The organism is Streptomyces sp. NPDC031121, from assembly GCF_055570615.1.
The window spans coordinates 147,068-160,979 of sequence record NZ_JBVIGV010000009.1; the positions used below are offsets into that span (position 1 = coordinate 147,068).

General features: G+C 77.2%; 14 protein-coding genes. 10 read left to right on the top strand and 4 right to left on the bottom strand.

Annotation, left to right across the window (positions count from 1 at the left end; genetic code table 11):
• Positions 1 to 277: 277 nt before the first annotated feature.
• Complete coding sequence (locus ACZ462_RS18460; RefSeq protein ID WP_467809093.1) at positions 278 to 1,033, bottom strand: DUF1838 family protein; 756 nt, start codon at positions 1,031 to 1,033, stop codon at positions 278 to 280.
• Positions 1,034 to 1,157: 124 nt separating this feature from the next.
• On the opposite strand from ACZ462_RS18460, the gene ACZ462_RS18465 reads away from it, so the two are divergent.
• The 6 genes from ACZ462_RS18465 (at position 1,158) to ACZ462_RS18490 (ending at position 6,672) form a co-directional block, all read left to right on the top strand.
• Complete coding sequence (locus ACZ462_RS18465) at positions 1,158 to 2,213, top strand: DUF1996 domain-containing protein (protein WP_467809092.1); 1,056 nt, start codon at positions 1,158 to 1,160, stop codon at positions 2,211 to 2,213.
• Between the two features lie 112 nt (positions 2,214 to 2,325).
• On the top strand, positions 2,326 to 2,928 hold the full coding sequence (locus ACZ462_RS18470; RefSeq protein ID WP_467809091.1) for a sigma-70 family RNA polymerase sigma factor: 603 nt from the start codon (positions 2,326 to 2,328) through the stop codon (positions 2,926 to 2,928).
• On the top strand, positions 2,925 to 3,665 hold the full coding sequence (locus tag ACZ462_RS18475; RefSeq protein ID WP_467809090.1) for an anti-sigma factor: 741 nt from the start codon (positions 2,925 to 2,927) through the stop codon (positions 3,663 to 3,665). Before ACZ462_RS18470 ends, ACZ462_RS18475 begins: the two co-directional genes overlap by 4 nt.
• 289 nt (positions 3,666 to 3,954) lie before the next feature.
• Positions 3,955 to 4,902, top strand: a complete 948-nt coding sequence (locus ACZ462_RS18480; protein WP_467882570.1) for an ATP-grasp domain-containing protein — start codon at positions 3,955 to 3,957, stop codon at positions 4,900 to 4,902.
• A complete protein-coding gene (locus ACZ462_RS18485; RefSeq protein WP_467804397.1) occupies positions 4,899 to 5,726 on the top strand; it encodes an ATP-grasp domain-containing protein in 828 nt (275 codons plus the stop codon). The genes ACZ462_RS18480 and ACZ462_RS18485 overlap by 4 nt, the downstream gene beginning before the upstream one ends.
• A 76-nt stretch (positions 5,727 to 5,802) precedes the next feature.
• Complete coding sequence (locus tag ACZ462_RS18490; protein WP_467804396.1) at positions 5,803 to 6,672, top strand: DMT family transporter; 870 nt, start codon at positions 5,803 to 5,805, stop codon at positions 6,670 to 6,672.
• 53 nt (positions 6,673 to 6,725) lie between these two features.
• Here the strand turns inward: ACZ462_RS18490 and ACZ462_RS18495 are convergent, their stop codons facing one another.
• On the bottom strand, positions 6,726 to 7,037 hold the full coding sequence (locus ACZ462_RS18495; RefSeq protein WP_467804394.1) for a hypothetical protein: 312 nt from the start codon (positions 7,035 to 7,037) through the stop codon (positions 6,726 to 6,728).
• A gap of 31 nt (positions 7,038 to 7,068) precedes the next feature.
• The gene (locus ACZ462_RS18500) at positions 7,069 to 8,142 is read right to left on the bottom strand and encodes a DUF2330 domain-containing protein (RefSeq protein WP_467804393.1); all 1,074 of its coding nucleotides are present in this window, start codon (positions 8,140 to 8,142) and stop codon (positions 7,069 to 7,071) included.
• A gap of 144 nt (positions 8,143 to 8,286) precedes the next feature.
• Here ACZ462_RS18500 and ACZ462_RS18505 point away from each other — a divergent pair, with 144 nt between their 5' ends.
• A complete protein-coding gene (locus ACZ462_RS18505) occupies positions 8,287 to 8,766 on the top strand; it encodes a hypothetical protein (protein WP_467804392.1) in 480 nt (159 codons plus the stop codon).
• Here ACZ462_RS18505 and ACZ462_RS18510 read toward each other — a convergent pair.
• On the bottom strand, positions 8,724 to 9,596 hold the full coding sequence (locus tag ACZ462_RS18510; RefSeq protein WP_467804391.1) for an NAD-dependent epimerase/dehydratase family protein: 873 nt from the start codon (positions 9,594 to 9,596) through the stop codon (positions 8,724 to 8,726). The genes ACZ462_RS18505 and ACZ462_RS18510 overlap by 43 nt on opposite strands.
• A 72-nt stretch (positions 9,597 to 9,668) precedes the next feature.
• On the opposite strand from ACZ462_RS18510, the gene ACZ462_RS18515 reads away from it, so the two are divergent.
• From ACZ462_RS18515 to ACZ462_RS18525, 3 genes are all read left to right on the top strand, one after another.
• Positions 9,669 to 10,649, top strand: a complete 981-nt coding sequence (locus tag ACZ462_RS18515) for a LysR family transcriptional regulator (RefSeq protein ID WP_467804389.1) — start codon at positions 9,669 to 9,671, stop codon at positions 10,647 to 10,649.
• Positions 10,650 to 11,811: 1,162 nt separating this feature from the next.
• On the top strand, positions 11,812 to 12,183 hold the full coding sequence (locus ACZ462_RS18520) for a hypothetical protein (RefSeq protein WP_467804388.1): 372 nt from the start codon (positions 11,812 to 11,814) through the stop codon (positions 12,181 to 12,183).
• 111 nt (positions 12,184 to 12,294) lie between these two features.
• Positions 12,295 to 13,773 carry a condensation domain-containing protein gene (locus ACZ462_RS18525; RefSeq protein ID WP_467804387.1) on the top strand — a complete coding sequence of 493 codons (1,479 nt, stop codon included), beginning with the start codon at positions 12,295 to 12,297 and terminating at the stop codon, positions 13,771 to 13,773.
• Positions 13,774 to 13,912: the final 139 nt, after the last annotated feature.

Below are 13,912 nucleotides of genomic sequence, written 5' to 3' on the forward strand. Positions count from 1 at the left end.
CCGCGGGATCGCCGCGCCGTCCCGGCCGCTTCGGCGGGGCTGGGACGACGTCGGTGCTGGGCGATCGACCCGGCTCGCGGCTTCGCACCATGTGGGGTTGGGACGGGGGCCGCGGGCGGGGGGGAAGATCGCCGGTGGCCAGACAGTAGGCAACGGGCGGGTGAACTGGATACGGGGAAAACCCTTGTCCGCCCCCTGCCGACCCCCGGGGGGCCCTCCCGGGTCCCCCTGCCGCCTGCCCGAGCCTGGGCTGAGCTGCGGTTTCGCCCGGCGGGCCTCAGCCCGCGGTGCCCAGGCGGCGGAAGTAGGTCCAGCTCGTCTCGTTGGGCTCGGACCACTTCTCCGGGGCGTGGGCGAACTCCGGGTGCCGGTCGGCGATGTACCTCCGGGTCCGCTCCGGGACCTCCGCGTACGAGCCCAGCTTGCGGCCGCGGCAGTGGAAGGTGAGCCCGCCGGGCCGCTGCCCCTGCTCCATCCACGGCAGCCAGGGCGACATGCGCGTCCAGGACATGGTGCACGGCACCCCGGGCTCCCCGGTGTCGAGCACCGATGCGGGGGCGAAGAACTGGAAGAGCTCCAGGGCCCGGTAGGTGTCCCCGGCGGAGTGCAGGGGGTGGTCGGCGACGGGCAGCGGCGAGGGGTAGGAGAGCGGGATCTCCAGGCTGAAGCAGACCTGGTCGCCCAGGCGGGTCAGCGGCACGGGGAAGGGGCGCAGGGCCAGGTTCGCGGGGTCGTTCCAGACGTGGACGACCCGCCTGCCCTCCCAGGTGTCGAGGATGTCGCGGGTCCGCGGGTCCAGGTAGAAGGCGGCCTCGCGGGCCAGGAGCCGGTAGCCGCCGCTCTCCTCGTCAGCCACGAGGCGGGCGGTGTTGACGCCTTCGAAGCCGAACAGGCGGCGGTAGGGCTCGTCCGGCGCCCAGGAGTGGACGTCGCCGGACCACCAGAAGACCGTTTCGGCCCCGTCGAGGGAGGCGCGGGCGCGGGCGAAGGCCCGCAGGAGTTCGGCGGGGTCGGTGCCGGGTGCGGTTGTCATGCCGGGTACTTTCCTCGGCCCTGCGCGGCCGGGCAAGGCGCCCGCGAGCCGGACGCGGCGGGCCGGTGGCCGGTATGCGGACTGCGGGTTGACGCCGGGCCGGGCAGCGGCGACGGTGATCCGCATGGTGAGGGGAAGCGGGCGCCGCAGGCGCCGCGGACGCCGACCGCTCGCGCTGCTCGCGCCGGTGCTGTGCCTGGCGCTGGGGGCGGGGCTCGCCGCGGCCCTGCCGGACGGTGCCCGGCCGGACCGCGCGGCACACGGCGGCGCAGGGCGCGGCGGTCCGCCGGCCGCCGGAGTGCCGGCGCCCGGCCCGGCCACGGCGGAGCCCCGGGCGGAGGCGCCCGTACCGGCGGATCCGCCGCCTGCCGGGCCGCAGGCCTCGTCCGGCTCGGCGGCCGTGGACTGCGGGCGCGGCGGGGAGGGCCACTACAACGAGGACAACGTGGTGGTCTCCCCCGGGCTGCGCGCCGGCGCCCACCACACCCACGCGTACGCGGGGAACCTGTCGACGGACGCGGCCTCGACGGACGCCTCGCTGGCCGCCGCCGCGACCACGTGCCCCGGCGGCGACCGCTCCGCGTACTACTGGCCCGTCCTGCGCCGCACCGACCGGCCGGGGACCCGCCCGTTCGAGCGCGCCGCCGGACACGGCAACACGGGCCGGATCCTGCCCGAGGCCGCCGTCACGGTGGAGTACCGCGGCAGTCCGGTGAGCCGGGTCGTGCCGATGCCGCGCTTCCTGCGGGCCGTCACCGGCGACGCCGTGGCGGGCACCGCCCGCGACGGCGGCGCCGTACGGGCCCGCTGGGGCTGCTCCGGTACGCCGGACCGGTCCACCACCCGGTATCCGCGCTGCCCGGCCGGGGAGCGCGTCACCCGCACGCTCGTCTTCCCCAGCTGCTGGAACGGCCTGGACACCGACAGCCCCGACCACCGCGCCCACCTGTCGTTCCCCGCCGCGAACGGCGTCTGCCCGGCGGACTCCTTCCCCGTGCCGCAGCTGCGGATCGGGCTCGAGTACGAGGTGGGTCCGGGGGTGCCGATCGCCGTCGACTCCTTCCCTGAGCAGCGGCACGATCCGCGGACCGACCACGCCATGTTCGTCAACGCCATGACGGAGGAGCAGATGGCGGCGGTCGTCGACTGCCTCAACAGGGGCGCGCACTGCCGCTTCTGACCCGCCGTCCGCAGCCCGCCCCACCCGGCGTGACGCAGGTCACATGAACCGGTGGCTCCGCCCACCGCGTGTTCTGACCGCACGGCAGGGCGAGTGAGGACGAGAGGGCGATATGGCCGGACCACTGTGGCCCCGTACCCGGCGGGGCGCGACCGACGAGGCGCTGATCAGGTCGGTCTACGAGGAGCACGGACACGCCCTGCTCGCGTACGCCACCCGGCTCACCGGGGACCGGGCCACCGCCGAGGACGTCGTCCAGGAGACGCTGATCCGCGCCTGGCGGCACGCCGAGGTGCTGGTGAACGGGAAGGGCTCGGTGCGCGGCTGGCTGCTCACCGTGGCCCGGAACATCATCACCGACCGGTACCGGGCCAAGGCCGCCCGGCCGCAGGAGGTCTCCGGGGCGGCGGCCGCTCCCCCGGTGGAGGCCGACCACGCCGACTCGGTCGTCGACACGATGACCGTCATGGGGGCGCTCGACCAGCTGTCGCCGGAACACCGGGACGTGCTGAAGGAGTTGTACTACCGGCAGCTGAGCGTGGCGGAGGCGGCCGACAGCCTCGGCATCCCGGCCGGTACGGTCAAGTCGCGCTCGCACTACGCGCTCAAGGCCCTGCGCGAGGTGTTCCGGCAGAACGGCGCCGGGGAGGGCCGTCGACATCGAACGGGCAGGCCGCCCCAGCAGCCCGCCGGACTGCGGGAGGTGGTGGCATGAACCGGCAGCGGCAGGAGCACGAGGAGGAACTCCTCGGCCCGTACGTTCTGGGTGTCCTGGACGCGGAGGACGTCCGCCGGGTCGAGGAACACGTCGGCGGCTGCCTGCGGTGCCGCGAGGAGGTGGCGGCGTTGCGCGAGATGGAAGCGGCGCTGGGCGAGGTGCCCGCGGAGGCGTTCCTCGACGGGCCGCCGGCCGGCGGCGACCTGCTGCTCCAGCGCACACTGCGGCGGGTGCGCGGCGAGGCCGCCGCGGCCCGGCGCAGGCGGTGGGGGCTGGCGGGCCTGGCGGCCGCGGCCTCGCTGGCGGCGGTGTTCTGGGCCGGCGCCCGGGTGGGCGGCGAGGGCGCGCCCGTCGCGGCGCCGCCGGACCCGTCCCCGGCGGTGACGGCGGCTCCGTCGCCGCCGCCGGCCGGGACCAGGGTGGCGTCCGCGACCGACCCGGGCACCGGCGCGCGGATGACCGTGAAGGTCACCCCGGCCGCCAAGTGGGTGCGGGTGCACGCGGCCGTGACGGGCGTCCCCGCGGGCGAGCGGTGCCGGCTGGTCGTGGTCTCGCGCGACGGCAGGCGCAGCACCGCGGGCAGCTGGGTCGTCGGCGGCCAGGGCGGCGGCGAGGCGAAGGGCGCCGCCCTGGACGGCTCGGCCTGGGTGGACCCGGCGGACGTCGGCGAGGTCCTCGTGGAGAACGAGTCCGGGAGGACGTTCGTCTCGGTGCCGGTCCCCGCGGCCGTCTGACCGCGCCCGCCGGCCCCCGGGGGCCTGGCCGCCGGCTCCCCGGCGGCCAGGCCCCCGCACGGCGTTCCAGGGGCCGGGGAACCGGGCGGGCGGGATCCGTCGTCTGAGCCCGTGGCGCCCCGGCCGCCGTGCGCACCCGCGGCGGAGGCCCGGGCGGCGACCGATGCGTACACGTCCCGCGGACCGGACTGATCATCACATTGCGGTTCATGACATCCTGTGACATCACAATTCGCCGGGCGTAGTCGGCGGACATCCGGCGATGATGGGGTGGGGAATGTCCAGGTCCATGAGGCTGTGCTTCCTGGTGGAGGAGCACTACCGCCACGACGGGATGCCCAACGAGGTGATCGGGCAGCTCACCGCGTGGGGACACCGCGTCGACGTGCTGCGCCCCGGCGGCTCGCTGCTGGACATGACCGGCGGCATCGGCTCCGGCGCGCACGACGCATGGGTCCTCAAGACGGTGTCGGGCGGCCCCGGGCTCGTCCTGCTGGAGGCGGCCGCCGCCGCCGGGATGCCCACCGTCAACGACGCCCGCTCCATCCGCGGCGTCCGGGACAAGGCCCTCGCCGCCGCCCTCGGGCGGGCCGGCGGGCTCCCCGTGCCGGCCACGTACGCGGCCGCCCGGCCGGAACTGCTGCGGGAGGTGCCCGCAGCCGAGTACCCCCTCGTCGTCAAGCCGGCCGACGGCAGCTCCGGCCGCGGCGTACGCCTCGTGTCGTCCCCCGAGCGGCTGGAGTCGCTGCTCCCCGTACTCGCCGCCGAGGGCGGCATGCTGATCGCCCAGCCGTACGTGCCGAACTCGGGCAGCGACATCAAGGTGTACGCCGTCGGCGGCGAGCTGTTCGCCACGGAGCGCTGCTCGCCGCTCCACCCGGACCCGTCGGTGCGGGAGCGCCCCGTGCCGCTCTCCGCGGAGGTCGCGGCGATCGCCGCGCGGGTGGGGGCGGTGTACGGACTCGACCTGTACGGGGTGGACGTGCTGCTCGGGCCGGACGGCCCGGCGGTGGTCGACGTCAACGACTTCCCCAGCTTCCGACAGGTCCCCGACGCGGCCGCGCGCGTCGCCCGCGCCGTCCTCGGTCTCGCCCGCCGCGGCGGCACGGGCCCCGCCGGGCCGCCGCTGCCGGCGCTCGCGGGGGCTCCGGCACGGGCGGCCGCAGGCGCGGTGGCCGGCGCCGGCGCGCCGGCGCCGGCCCTGCCGGCCCCCCGGACGGGCGAGGCCGCGCTGTGAGGGTCTGCCTGATCACCCCCGAGCCCGGACACCCGCTGCTCGCCGCCGCGACCGGCCTGCTGCGCGCCGCCGGACACCGCGTCGAGTCCCTCGACCCGGCCGCGGAGCACCCCGGGGGTGCTCCGGCGGACGTGTACCTGCTGAAGGCGCGGACCCCGCGGGCCCTGGCACTGGCCGGGGAGTTGGAGGGGCGCGGCGCCGTCGTCGTGAACTCCGCCGCGGCCACCGGACTCTGCCAGGACCGGACGGAGATGGCCGCACTGGCCCTCGCGGCGGGGCTGCCGTTCGCCGAGACCCGCACGCACCCCTCGCTGGCGGCCTGGGCGGCGCAGGACGCGGCGCCGCACGACGGCCGGCTGCCGGGCCAGCCGGTGGTGGTCAAGAGCCGCCGCAGCCGCCGCCACGACCTCGTCGCCCGCGTCGACGACCGCCCGCGGCTGCGGGAGCTCGCCGCCCAGTGGCCGCAGGAACCGGTCGTCGTCCAGGACTTCGCACCCAACAACGGCTGGGACCACAAGCTGTGGGCGGTCGGCGGCCGGGTCTTCGCCGCGCTGCGCCGCTCCGAACTGGCCCCGGGGGGCCGCGGCCCGGCCCGGCCGCTGGACCCGGCCGGCCTGCCCGGCGGCTGGGCGGACCTCGTGCTGCGGGTCGGCGAGGTGTTCTCGCTGGACGTGTACGGGGTCGACGTCGTCGACACCGGCGGCGGCACCCCGCTCATCGTGGACGTCAACGCCTTCCCCGGCATCCGCGGCCAGGACGGCGCGCCGCAGGCCCTGGCGGACCTCGCCCTCGCCCGGGCCCGCGCCGGACGGCGCCTCGCCTGAGACCCGACGGGGGGATTGCGCGGCCGGGCGCGTGTCGGCGGGCGGGCCCCGCCGGGGGCGGCGTGAGGATCGGCGGATGGGCGTCCTGCTGCCGGTCCTCTTCGCGCTGTTCGCGGCGCTCAGCAACGCGCTGGCCACCGTGCTCCAGCGGCGGGCCGCCCTGACCGTGCCGCAGAGCCGGGGGTTCCGGCCGGGGCTGGTCCTGGACCTGCTGCGGCGGCCCGTGTGGGTCGCGGGGATCCTCGCGGTGGTCCTGGCCGGGGCCGGCCAGGCCGCGGCGCTGGCCACGGGCGCGCTGGTGCTCGTACAGCCGCTGTTCGTGCTGGAGCTGCCGCTCGCGCTGCTGATCGCCTCGCTGGTGGTGCGGCAGCGGCTGCCCGCGGCGCTGTGGGGTGCCGTCGCCGCGGTCGTCGCGGGGCTGGGCCTCGCGCTGGCCTCGGCCGCGCCGTCGGGGAACCGTACGCATGTCCCGCTCGACCGGTGGCTGCCCGCCTTCGCCGGCTGCGCCGCGGCCGCGCTGCTGCTGGCGCTCGCCGGGCTGCGCAGGCCGCCGGGGCGGGCCCGGGCCGGCTGCCTGGGAGCCGCCACCGCCGTCTGCTACGCCCTGACGGCCGCCCTGATGAAGGACTCGGTGCCGCTGCTCGCCGAGGGCGGGGCGGCGGCCTTCCTGACGGCCTGGCAGACGTACGGCTTCGCCCTCAGCGGCGTCTGCGCCCTGCTGCTGCTCGAACACGCCATGCAGGGCGGCCCGCTGGTGGCCTCGCAGCCGGCGCTGACGCTGGGCGACGCGACGGTCAGCATCGCGCTGGGCGTCGTCCTGTACGACGAGCACCTGCGGACGGGCTGGTGGGTCCTGCCGCAGCTGGCTGGCGTCGCCCTGGTCTGCGCGGGCGTCGTCGCCCTGGCCCGCGCCGGAACGGCGGAAGGCGCTCCGCCGGCGGCCTGATGCCCGCGGCGTCGAGTGGGCTACGATCGCGACGCGATCCATTCGAACAGACCTCAGGGGTGGCTGGTGGAGCCGAACTCCCGCATCACGGCGGCGGCAAGAGCCGCGGCCGGCGTCCTGGCGGCCGTCCTCCTGACCGCCGCCTGCTCTGCCGGCACCGGGGAACCGGCCGAACCCGCGACGCCGCCGGCGGCGCCTGCCGCGGAGCCGGTCCCGACACCCCCGTCCACGGAGCCGCCCACCCCGCCCGCGAGCCCGTCGGCACCGCCCGCACCGGCCGAGCCGGCCACCCCGCCGCAACCGGACCGGCCGTCCCCGCCGCCCACCCCGTCCCCGAGCCCGCCGCCCTTCGAGCCGGGCGGCACGTACTCGGTCCCGCCGCAGCCCCGCTGAGCATCAGGCGGGCGGCGCGGTCCGTGCGTTCCGGCGCCGGAGCCGGGCGGACACGGCTGCCGCGGCGCCCGCCAAGGCTGCTCCGGCGGTCAGCAGCCAGGCCGGTACGCCGCCGATCTCCAGCAGCCTGTTGCGGTACACGACCCGGCGGTACGGGGTGTCGGCGGCGGTGGCGCGCAGTTCGTGGTCGCCGTCGATGCGGGCGGGCTCGGGGAACCGCTGCTCGATCGCCGTGAGGAAGGCCTCCCTGCCGTCCGTGAGGGATGCGAGCGGCTCCTTCGGGGTGATCCGCCCGGCGAAGGTGACCTCCGGTTCGGCGCCGCCGATCGGCGACGCCGGTTCCATCCGGTGGTCCGCCAGGACGTACAGGCCGAGCGACTGCGGCGTCCTCGCCATCCGCGACAGCCGCATCGGGTAGACGAGGCGGTCGCTGTCGAAGCGGATCCGCAGCGGGTCGAGGTTTCCGCGCAGCGGCTTGCCCTCGTCCTGCGGGGCGAGCCGTACGGCGACGTACTCCCAGCCCTGGTCGACGTACGGCTTCACCTCGGCGGTCAGCGTCTCGGGCAGCGAGAAGCCGTTGGCCTCCAGCCAGCCGCGCAGGGCGGCGGGGTCGGTGGCGGTCAGCCGGGCGACGTCGAAGGCGCCGAGCCGTTCGCGGCCGACGACGCCCACCGCCGGCGCGCCGGCGCCCGGCAGGGCGCCGGCGGTGGCGCCGTCCACGGCGTCGAACGGCCAGTCCCCGCTGCGCGGCAGGAAGTAGTGCCGGGTCCGGCGCTCGGGCGCGGTCAGCCGGGAGAGCTCCGTGAAGACCGCGGCGTCCGCGAGGTCGACCGTCGCCCGCGTCGGCACCGGCATGATCCAGGCGGCGCGGCGCGCGTCACCGCCGACGGTGAACCGCATCACGATCTGCTCGGTGCGGCCGTCCCAGCGGACCACGGACGTCTCGCGCTCGACGCCGAGGCGGGAGCCGCCGCCCGGGATCATCGCCCCGCAGCCGCACGCGTACGCCGGGCTGACCAGCGAGGCCGCCTGGGTCGCGAGCAGGGCCAGGAGCAGGGCCGGTATTCGTCGTTTCATCCACACGATGCCTCAGACGACGGGCCCGGTGCTCCGGTTCCGGCCACCGGCCGCGCCCCGGCGGGCGTCGGCGCCGGTGGCGCGGGTTCCGGTCTGCGGGGGGTCCCCTGTCCGGCTGTCCGACGGCATCCCCATACTGCTGCCATGAGAGGGACGGACAACCCGCGCAGCAGCCCGCTGGTACCCGACGCCGTCGCGGCCGAAATCTCCCGGCATGACTGGGATTCCGTCGACTGCGGGTGCGGGCGCGGCGCCGGGCACCTGGTGGACACCCTGTGGAACGCCGCCGAGGGGCACCCCTCCGCGTTCCGCGCGCTCGAAGGGCACGCCTTCCTGGCGGGGGTGCTGCGGCCGCCCGCCCCCGCGGTGTGCGGGGTGCTGATGGCGGTGTGGTCGGCGGGCCCGCCCCGGCAGGCGACCCGCGAGGCGCTGCTGTGGACGCTGCTGGCGCTGCTGGGCGCGGAGGACGACGGGTCCGCGTACGAGGCGGGCCTGTACGGGCAGTGCGCCGCGTTCGTGCGGCGGGCCGCGGACACGCTGCGGAGGGAGGCGGCGGACCGGCCCGGCTCGGTGTCGGCGGCCTACGCGGACGGCGTGCTGGAGCTGCTCGGCATGGCCGCCTGAGCCTCGGCGACGGCCTGCGGGAGCCAGTCCGCGACCCGCTCGAACGCGAAGCCGAGGCCGGCCGCGCGGCTGTTGTCGAGGGCGTAGGCGCGGTCGTAGGAGAACGGCGAGGCCGGCTCCCCGGGCGCCACCACCCGCAGGCGGGGCGCGCGCCCCAGCTGTGCGGCGACCGCCTCGCACAGGGCGAGGACATCGAGGGAGCCGTGGGAGGCGGCGTCCACCGTTCCGGTGAACTCCCCCTCCGCCGCCCAGTGCAGGAAGCGGGCGATCTCGCGGTGGTGGACGAACGAGGTGGCGTACGGCGCACCGTGCACGGCGACGGGTTCGCCCGCGCCGATCCGCGCGACGTAGTGGGCGAGCCGCCCGGTGAACTCCTCGCGGCCGCCGCCGAGGACGTGCGCCGTGCGGACCGCGGCGAAGGCGAAGGGGGCCGGCCTCCCCCCGGTCTCGGGGCGGGCGAGGACGGCCTCGGCCCGCCGCTTGCCGTCGGCGTAGGCGCGGGCCTCCGGGGTGGGGGGCGCGGGGTCGTACACCTCCATCGTGGAGGTCATCACGTAGCGGGCGGTCCGGCCGGCGAACACGCGGCGGGCGACGGCCGCCTGGCGGGGCGTGTAGCAGACCTGGTCGATGACGGCGTCGAACGTGCGCGTGCCGAGTGCCGCGGCCAGGGCGTGCGCGTCGTCGCGGTCGGCGACGAGGTGGAGGGCCCCGGGCGGCGGGGCGGTGGAGCCGCGGTTGAGGACGGAGACCCGGTGGCCGGCCTCCAGCAGATCGCCGACCAGGTGCTTTCCGAAGTACCGGCTGCCGCCGATGACGAGAATGCGCTTCATGGCCCCGACTCTGCCGGGATAGGGTCCGCCGGAGAACCGACGATCCGCTGATCATCCCGTAAGGAAAACTGCATGCTCGATGTGCACCGGCTGCGCGTCCTGCGGGCGGTGGCCGAGCACGGCAGCTTCAACCGGGCCGCCGCGGCCCTGCTGCTGACCCCGTCGGCCGTCTCCCAGCACGTCGCCGCCCTGGAGCGGAGCGTCGGCCACCCCGTGGCGGTGCGCAGCCCCCGCGGTGTGACGCTGACCGAGGCGGGGCGGCTGCTCGTGGAGGCGGCCGAGGCGATCTCCGCCGAACTCGACCAGGTCCGGCACGCCATCGACCGGCTGGCCGCGGCACGGCAGCGGCTGACGCTCGCCACGTTCACCAGCGGCGGCCGGCACCTCCTGCCGGAGGCGCTCCCCCGGTTCGTGGCCGCGCACCCGGAGGTCGAGCTGACGGTGCTGGAGGCCGAACCGGAGGCCGCGCTCGCGATGGTCCGCGGCGGCGGGGCCGACCTTGCGGTGGCGTACGCCTTCGACGGCCCGCTGGCCCTGCCGCCGGGCGTCGCCTGGACGCCGCTGCTGGAGGACCCGCTGTGGCTGGTGCTGCCGCCCGGCCATCCGCTGGCCGGGCGGGAGGCCCTCGGCCCCGCCGAACTGGGCGGCGCCCGCTGGGTGCTGGGCTGCATGCGGACGGAGGCCTTCCTGCGCCGGTACGCGGAACAGGCCGGCTTCGAGCTGCGCGTGGCCGCCTCCACCACGGACTACTTCTTCGCCCAGACGCTGGTCGGCGCCGGGGTCGGCGTCGCCCTGGTGCCGCAGGTGTGCCTGGCACCGCCCGCCGGATGCACCGCCGTACGGATCGAACCACCCTGCCCGCCCCGGCACATCGGCCTCCTCGGGCCGGTCCGCCGCCGGGCGCAGCCGTACGCGCAGGCGCTCGCGCACGCCCTGCGCGCGGCGGCGGGGCCGGCCGCGGGCAACCCGGCCGCCGGGGCCGGGGGGCCCGCCGGGGCGGCGGGTGCCACGGGCCGCACGGGCGCCACCCCGGCCGTGGGGGCCCCGGAGTGAGCCGCCGCCTGCTCCCCGGCGTCGCGACCCGTACGGACCTCCCCTCCGGCCTCGTCGACCGGCTGGTGGCGATCGCCGTCGCCGGGGCGGGTCCGGGCGGCGACCGCGATGCCGTGCGGGAGCTGGCCCGGGCGCTCTGCGACCGCCGCGACCTCGGCCCGGAACGGGTGCGCGCCCTTGCCGCGGCGGACGCGGACACCGCGGTGGTCCTCGCCCGTTCCGGGCAGCTCTCCCCCGCCGACGTGGATCCGGCCGCGCGGCCGCACGCGGCGCTGGGCCTGCTGGAAGAGGGCTCCGGCCGGCCCGAGTGGGCCCGGCTCCTGGCGGCTTCCCCCGACCGGGAGGTCCGGTGGCGGCTGGCGTCCTGCCCCGGGCTGCCGCCGGACGTGGTGGAGGCACTGGCCGCCGACCCGGACCCCGGCGTCACCGCCGGACTCGCGCTGTGGACGGCGGACCCGGCGGTAGCCGCCCGGCTCGCCGCACACCCGGACGCGGAGGTCCGGTCGGCCGCCGCGCTGAACCAGACCGTCCCGCCCGGGGTGCTCACCGCGCTCGTCACCGGCGAGGGGCTCCCGCCGGCCCGGTCCTGCCGGGCGTGCGGCCGCCGGGAGGCACCCGCCCCGTACGATCTGCCCTCCCGCGCCCACTGCTCCGGCGCGCACGAGTCCGCCGTACACGCCACCCTGGAGCGCGCCGCGCGCAATCCGGCGACACCGGCGGCGGTCGCGGCGGGGCTGGTCGGCCACCCTTCTGTCCTGGTCCGGTGGTCGCTCGCCGAACGGGCCGACCTGCCGCAGGAGGTGTACGCGCGCCTGGGCGCGGACCCGGCCCCCGCGGTCCGCCGCGCGGTCGCCGGGAACCCGGCGATCCGGGAGCCCCTGATCCGCGCCCTGGCCGCGCGCCGCGACGACCCCGACATGCTGCGCGCCCTGGCGCGCCACCCCCGGCTGCCGCTGGACGTGCTGGCCGAGGTGGCCTCGGCGGTGCGCATCGGCCCGGTCCTGCTGCCGTCGGTCGCCGCCGCGGCGCCGGACGGCCTCGCCCGTGCGGCCGCGTCGGCGCCGGCGGCGGTGCGCATGCTGATCGCCGAGCGGCACGACCTGCCCGCCCCGCCGCGGTCGCCAGGGCGGCGGCCCCGCACCCGGGCCTGTCCGGGGAGCAGTTGCGCGCGATGGTGGCGCGGCACGGGGTGCAGGTGTGCGCGCGGGTCGCCGCGAACCCCGGCGCCCCCGCGGACCTGCTGGAGGAGCTGGCCCGGCACGTTCCGCCGGTGCGGCGGGCGCTCCGCGCGATCGCCGTCCACCCGAGCGCGACGGTCCCGGCGCTGCTGGTGTGCCTGGAGGACGCCCGGGCCCGGACGGACGCCGCCGCCCATCCCGCGCTGCCCGCGGCCGTGGTGGCGGGGCTGCTGGAGCATCCGGACGCGGAGGTGGCGTCGGCGGCGGCCGCCCATCCGGCGCTTCCGGTGGCGCTGGTGGAGCGCCTGGTCGCGGAGGCCGAGCGGGCCGGGTCGGACCGGCGGGCGCCGGGCTGAGAGCCGGCCGGAGCGGGTGCCGCGAGCACTGCAGCCGCCGCCCCGTCACTTCCGCGGCCGGGGTTTCGTTAGCGCCAGGGGGTTGACTCTGGGGGGCGAAGGGATGACGGAATGCGGCAGTTTCCTCTGGAGAGGCACGGCATGGCACCGGGCCGGGTCGTCGAATGGCGGTTGCGGTCCACGGCAGGGCCGGAGCCGGCCGCGGAGTCAGAGGACAGGAGGGCGTCCTTCAACCAGGACAAGCACTTCACCGTCGCGGAGGAGAGCCGCGGCGCCGACGACCCCGTCGCCTCCTGGCTGGCGGTCACCTTCGAGGTCGCCGAGGACCTCGACGAGGAGGCGATGACACGGGCCCTCCTGGCGTTCGTCCGGCGGCACGAGGTGCTGCGGTGCGAGTTCCGGCGGCTCGCCGGCGAGGTGGCGTGCGAGCCGATCCCGCCGGCCGACCTCGCCCTCGCCCTCCACCCCGTCGCGTCCTTCGACTCGACCCCGGAGCTGGTCGGCTTCCTGTCCGAGCGGTTCAAGCGGAGCATCGACACGCTGGTCTGGCCGCTGTTCACGATGGGCGCGGTCCTGCGCCCCGGTTCGGCGACCGTCTACCTCGCCTTCGACCACATCGTGTGCGACGGCCTGTCGATGCCGATCGTGGTGCGGGAGGTGCAGGAGGCGTACGAGGCGCTGCGCCGCGGCGGGGAACCCGACGAGCAGCCCGCCCCCAGCTACCTGGACTTCGCCGAGGAGCAGCGCCGCCGCTACATGTCCTTCGAGGCCGGCGACGGGCGGCTCGGCTACTGGAAGGAGTTCATCGCCCGCGGCGGGGGCGAGTTCTTCCCCCGCTTCCCGCTCGAACTGGGCGTGGAGCCCGGCCGGATGTACCCCATCGTGAACGAGGCGTCGCCGCTGCTGGACGCCGCCGAGACGGAGGTCTTCGACAAGGCGTGCCGGGAGGCCGGCGGGAAGGCCTTCATGGGGGTGCTGGCGGCGGTGGCCGTGTGCCTGCGGGAGGCCGGAGGGCCGGGCGTCTACCGCGGGTTCATGCCGGTGAGCGAGCGCGGGAGGTCGGGCTGGTCGCAGTCGGTGGGCTGGTTCGTGAACACCATGCCGATCGAGTTCGACGCCTCGCCGGGGCGGGGCTTCGCGGAGGTGATGGCGGGGGTGCGGGCGGGGTTCGGCGCGATGGTGGACCACATCGACGTGCCGTTCGTCCGGGCCTGGGAGCTGCTGGCGCCGGCGGAGTTCGCGGCCCGGTCGTGGCCGTACCCGGTGAACTTCTTCTCGTACATCGACATGCGCAAGTGCCCCGGCGCCGAGCGGCACGCCGACTGGCGGCCCGCGTCGCACGTCTGGTCGGCGCGCGCGAACGGCGCGTGCTCCTGGTTCCAGCGCGACGCGGACGGCCTCCACATGAACTCGATCTACGTGGACACCCCGGCCGCGCGCCACACCATGGCCGCGTTCCAGGAGGCGCTGCGGCGGACGGTCGCGGAGATCGCACGCCACGGCTCCTTCGGCCGCCCGATCCGGCTGGCGGCACCGCGGGGGCCGGTCGGGGCGGCACTCGGGGTCAGCGGGTACGCCGCCCGCGGCTGAGGCGCGCAGGCAGGGGCGCACGGGCCGCCGGGGACGCGACCGCGGCGCGGCCGTTCCGGGAAGCGGCCCGCGGGAGACCGTGACGGGCGGCTTCGCGCGCGGCGGCCGAGGAGCTCCCGCACACCCCCGGGGGCTCGGC

Coding starts and splice junctions, on each gene's coding strand:
- ACZ462_RS18460 (WP_467809093.1), bottom strand. CDS start 1,033: ATGACAACCGCACCCGGCACCGACCCCGCCGAACTCCTGCGGGCCTTC.
- ACZ462_RS18465 (WP_467809092.1), top strand. CDS start 1,158: ATGGTGAGGGGAAGCGGGCGCCGCAGGCGCCGCGGACGCCGACCGCTC.
- ACZ462_RS18470 (WP_467809091.1), top strand. CDS start 2,326: ATGGCCGGACCACTGTGGCCCCGTACCCGGCGGGGCGCGACCGACGAG.
- ACZ462_RS18475 (WP_467809090.1), top strand. CDS start 2,925: ATGAACCGGCAGCGGCAGGAGCACGAGGAGGAACTCCTCGGCCCGTAC.
- ACZ462_RS18480 (WP_467882570.1), top strand. CDS start 3,955: ATGAGGCTGTGCTTCCTGGTGGAGGAGCACTACCGCCACGACGGGATG.
- ACZ462_RS18490 (WP_467804396.1), top strand. CDS start 5,803: ATGGGCGTCCTGCTGCCGGTCCTCTTCGCGCTGTTCGCGGCGCTCAGC.
- ACZ462_RS18500 (WP_467804393.1), bottom strand. CDS start 8,142: ATGAAACGACGAATACCGGCCCTGCTCCTGGCCCTGCTCGCGACCCAG.
- ACZ462_RS18505 (WP_467804392.1), top strand. CDS start 8,287: ATGAGAGGGACGGACAACCCGCGCAGCAGCCCGCTGGTACCCGACGCC.
- ACZ462_RS18510 (WP_467804391.1), bottom strand. CDS start 9,596: ATGAAGCGCATTCTCGTCATCGGCGGCAGCCGGTACTTCGGAAAGCAC.
- ACZ462_RS18515 (WP_467804389.1), top strand. CDS start 9,669: ATGCTCGATGTGCACCGGCTGCGCGTCCTGCGGGCGGTGGCCGAGCAC.
- ACZ462_RS18525 (WP_467804387.1), top strand. CDS start 12,295: ATGCGGCAGTTTCCTCTGGAGAGGCACGGCATGGCACCGGGCCGGGTC.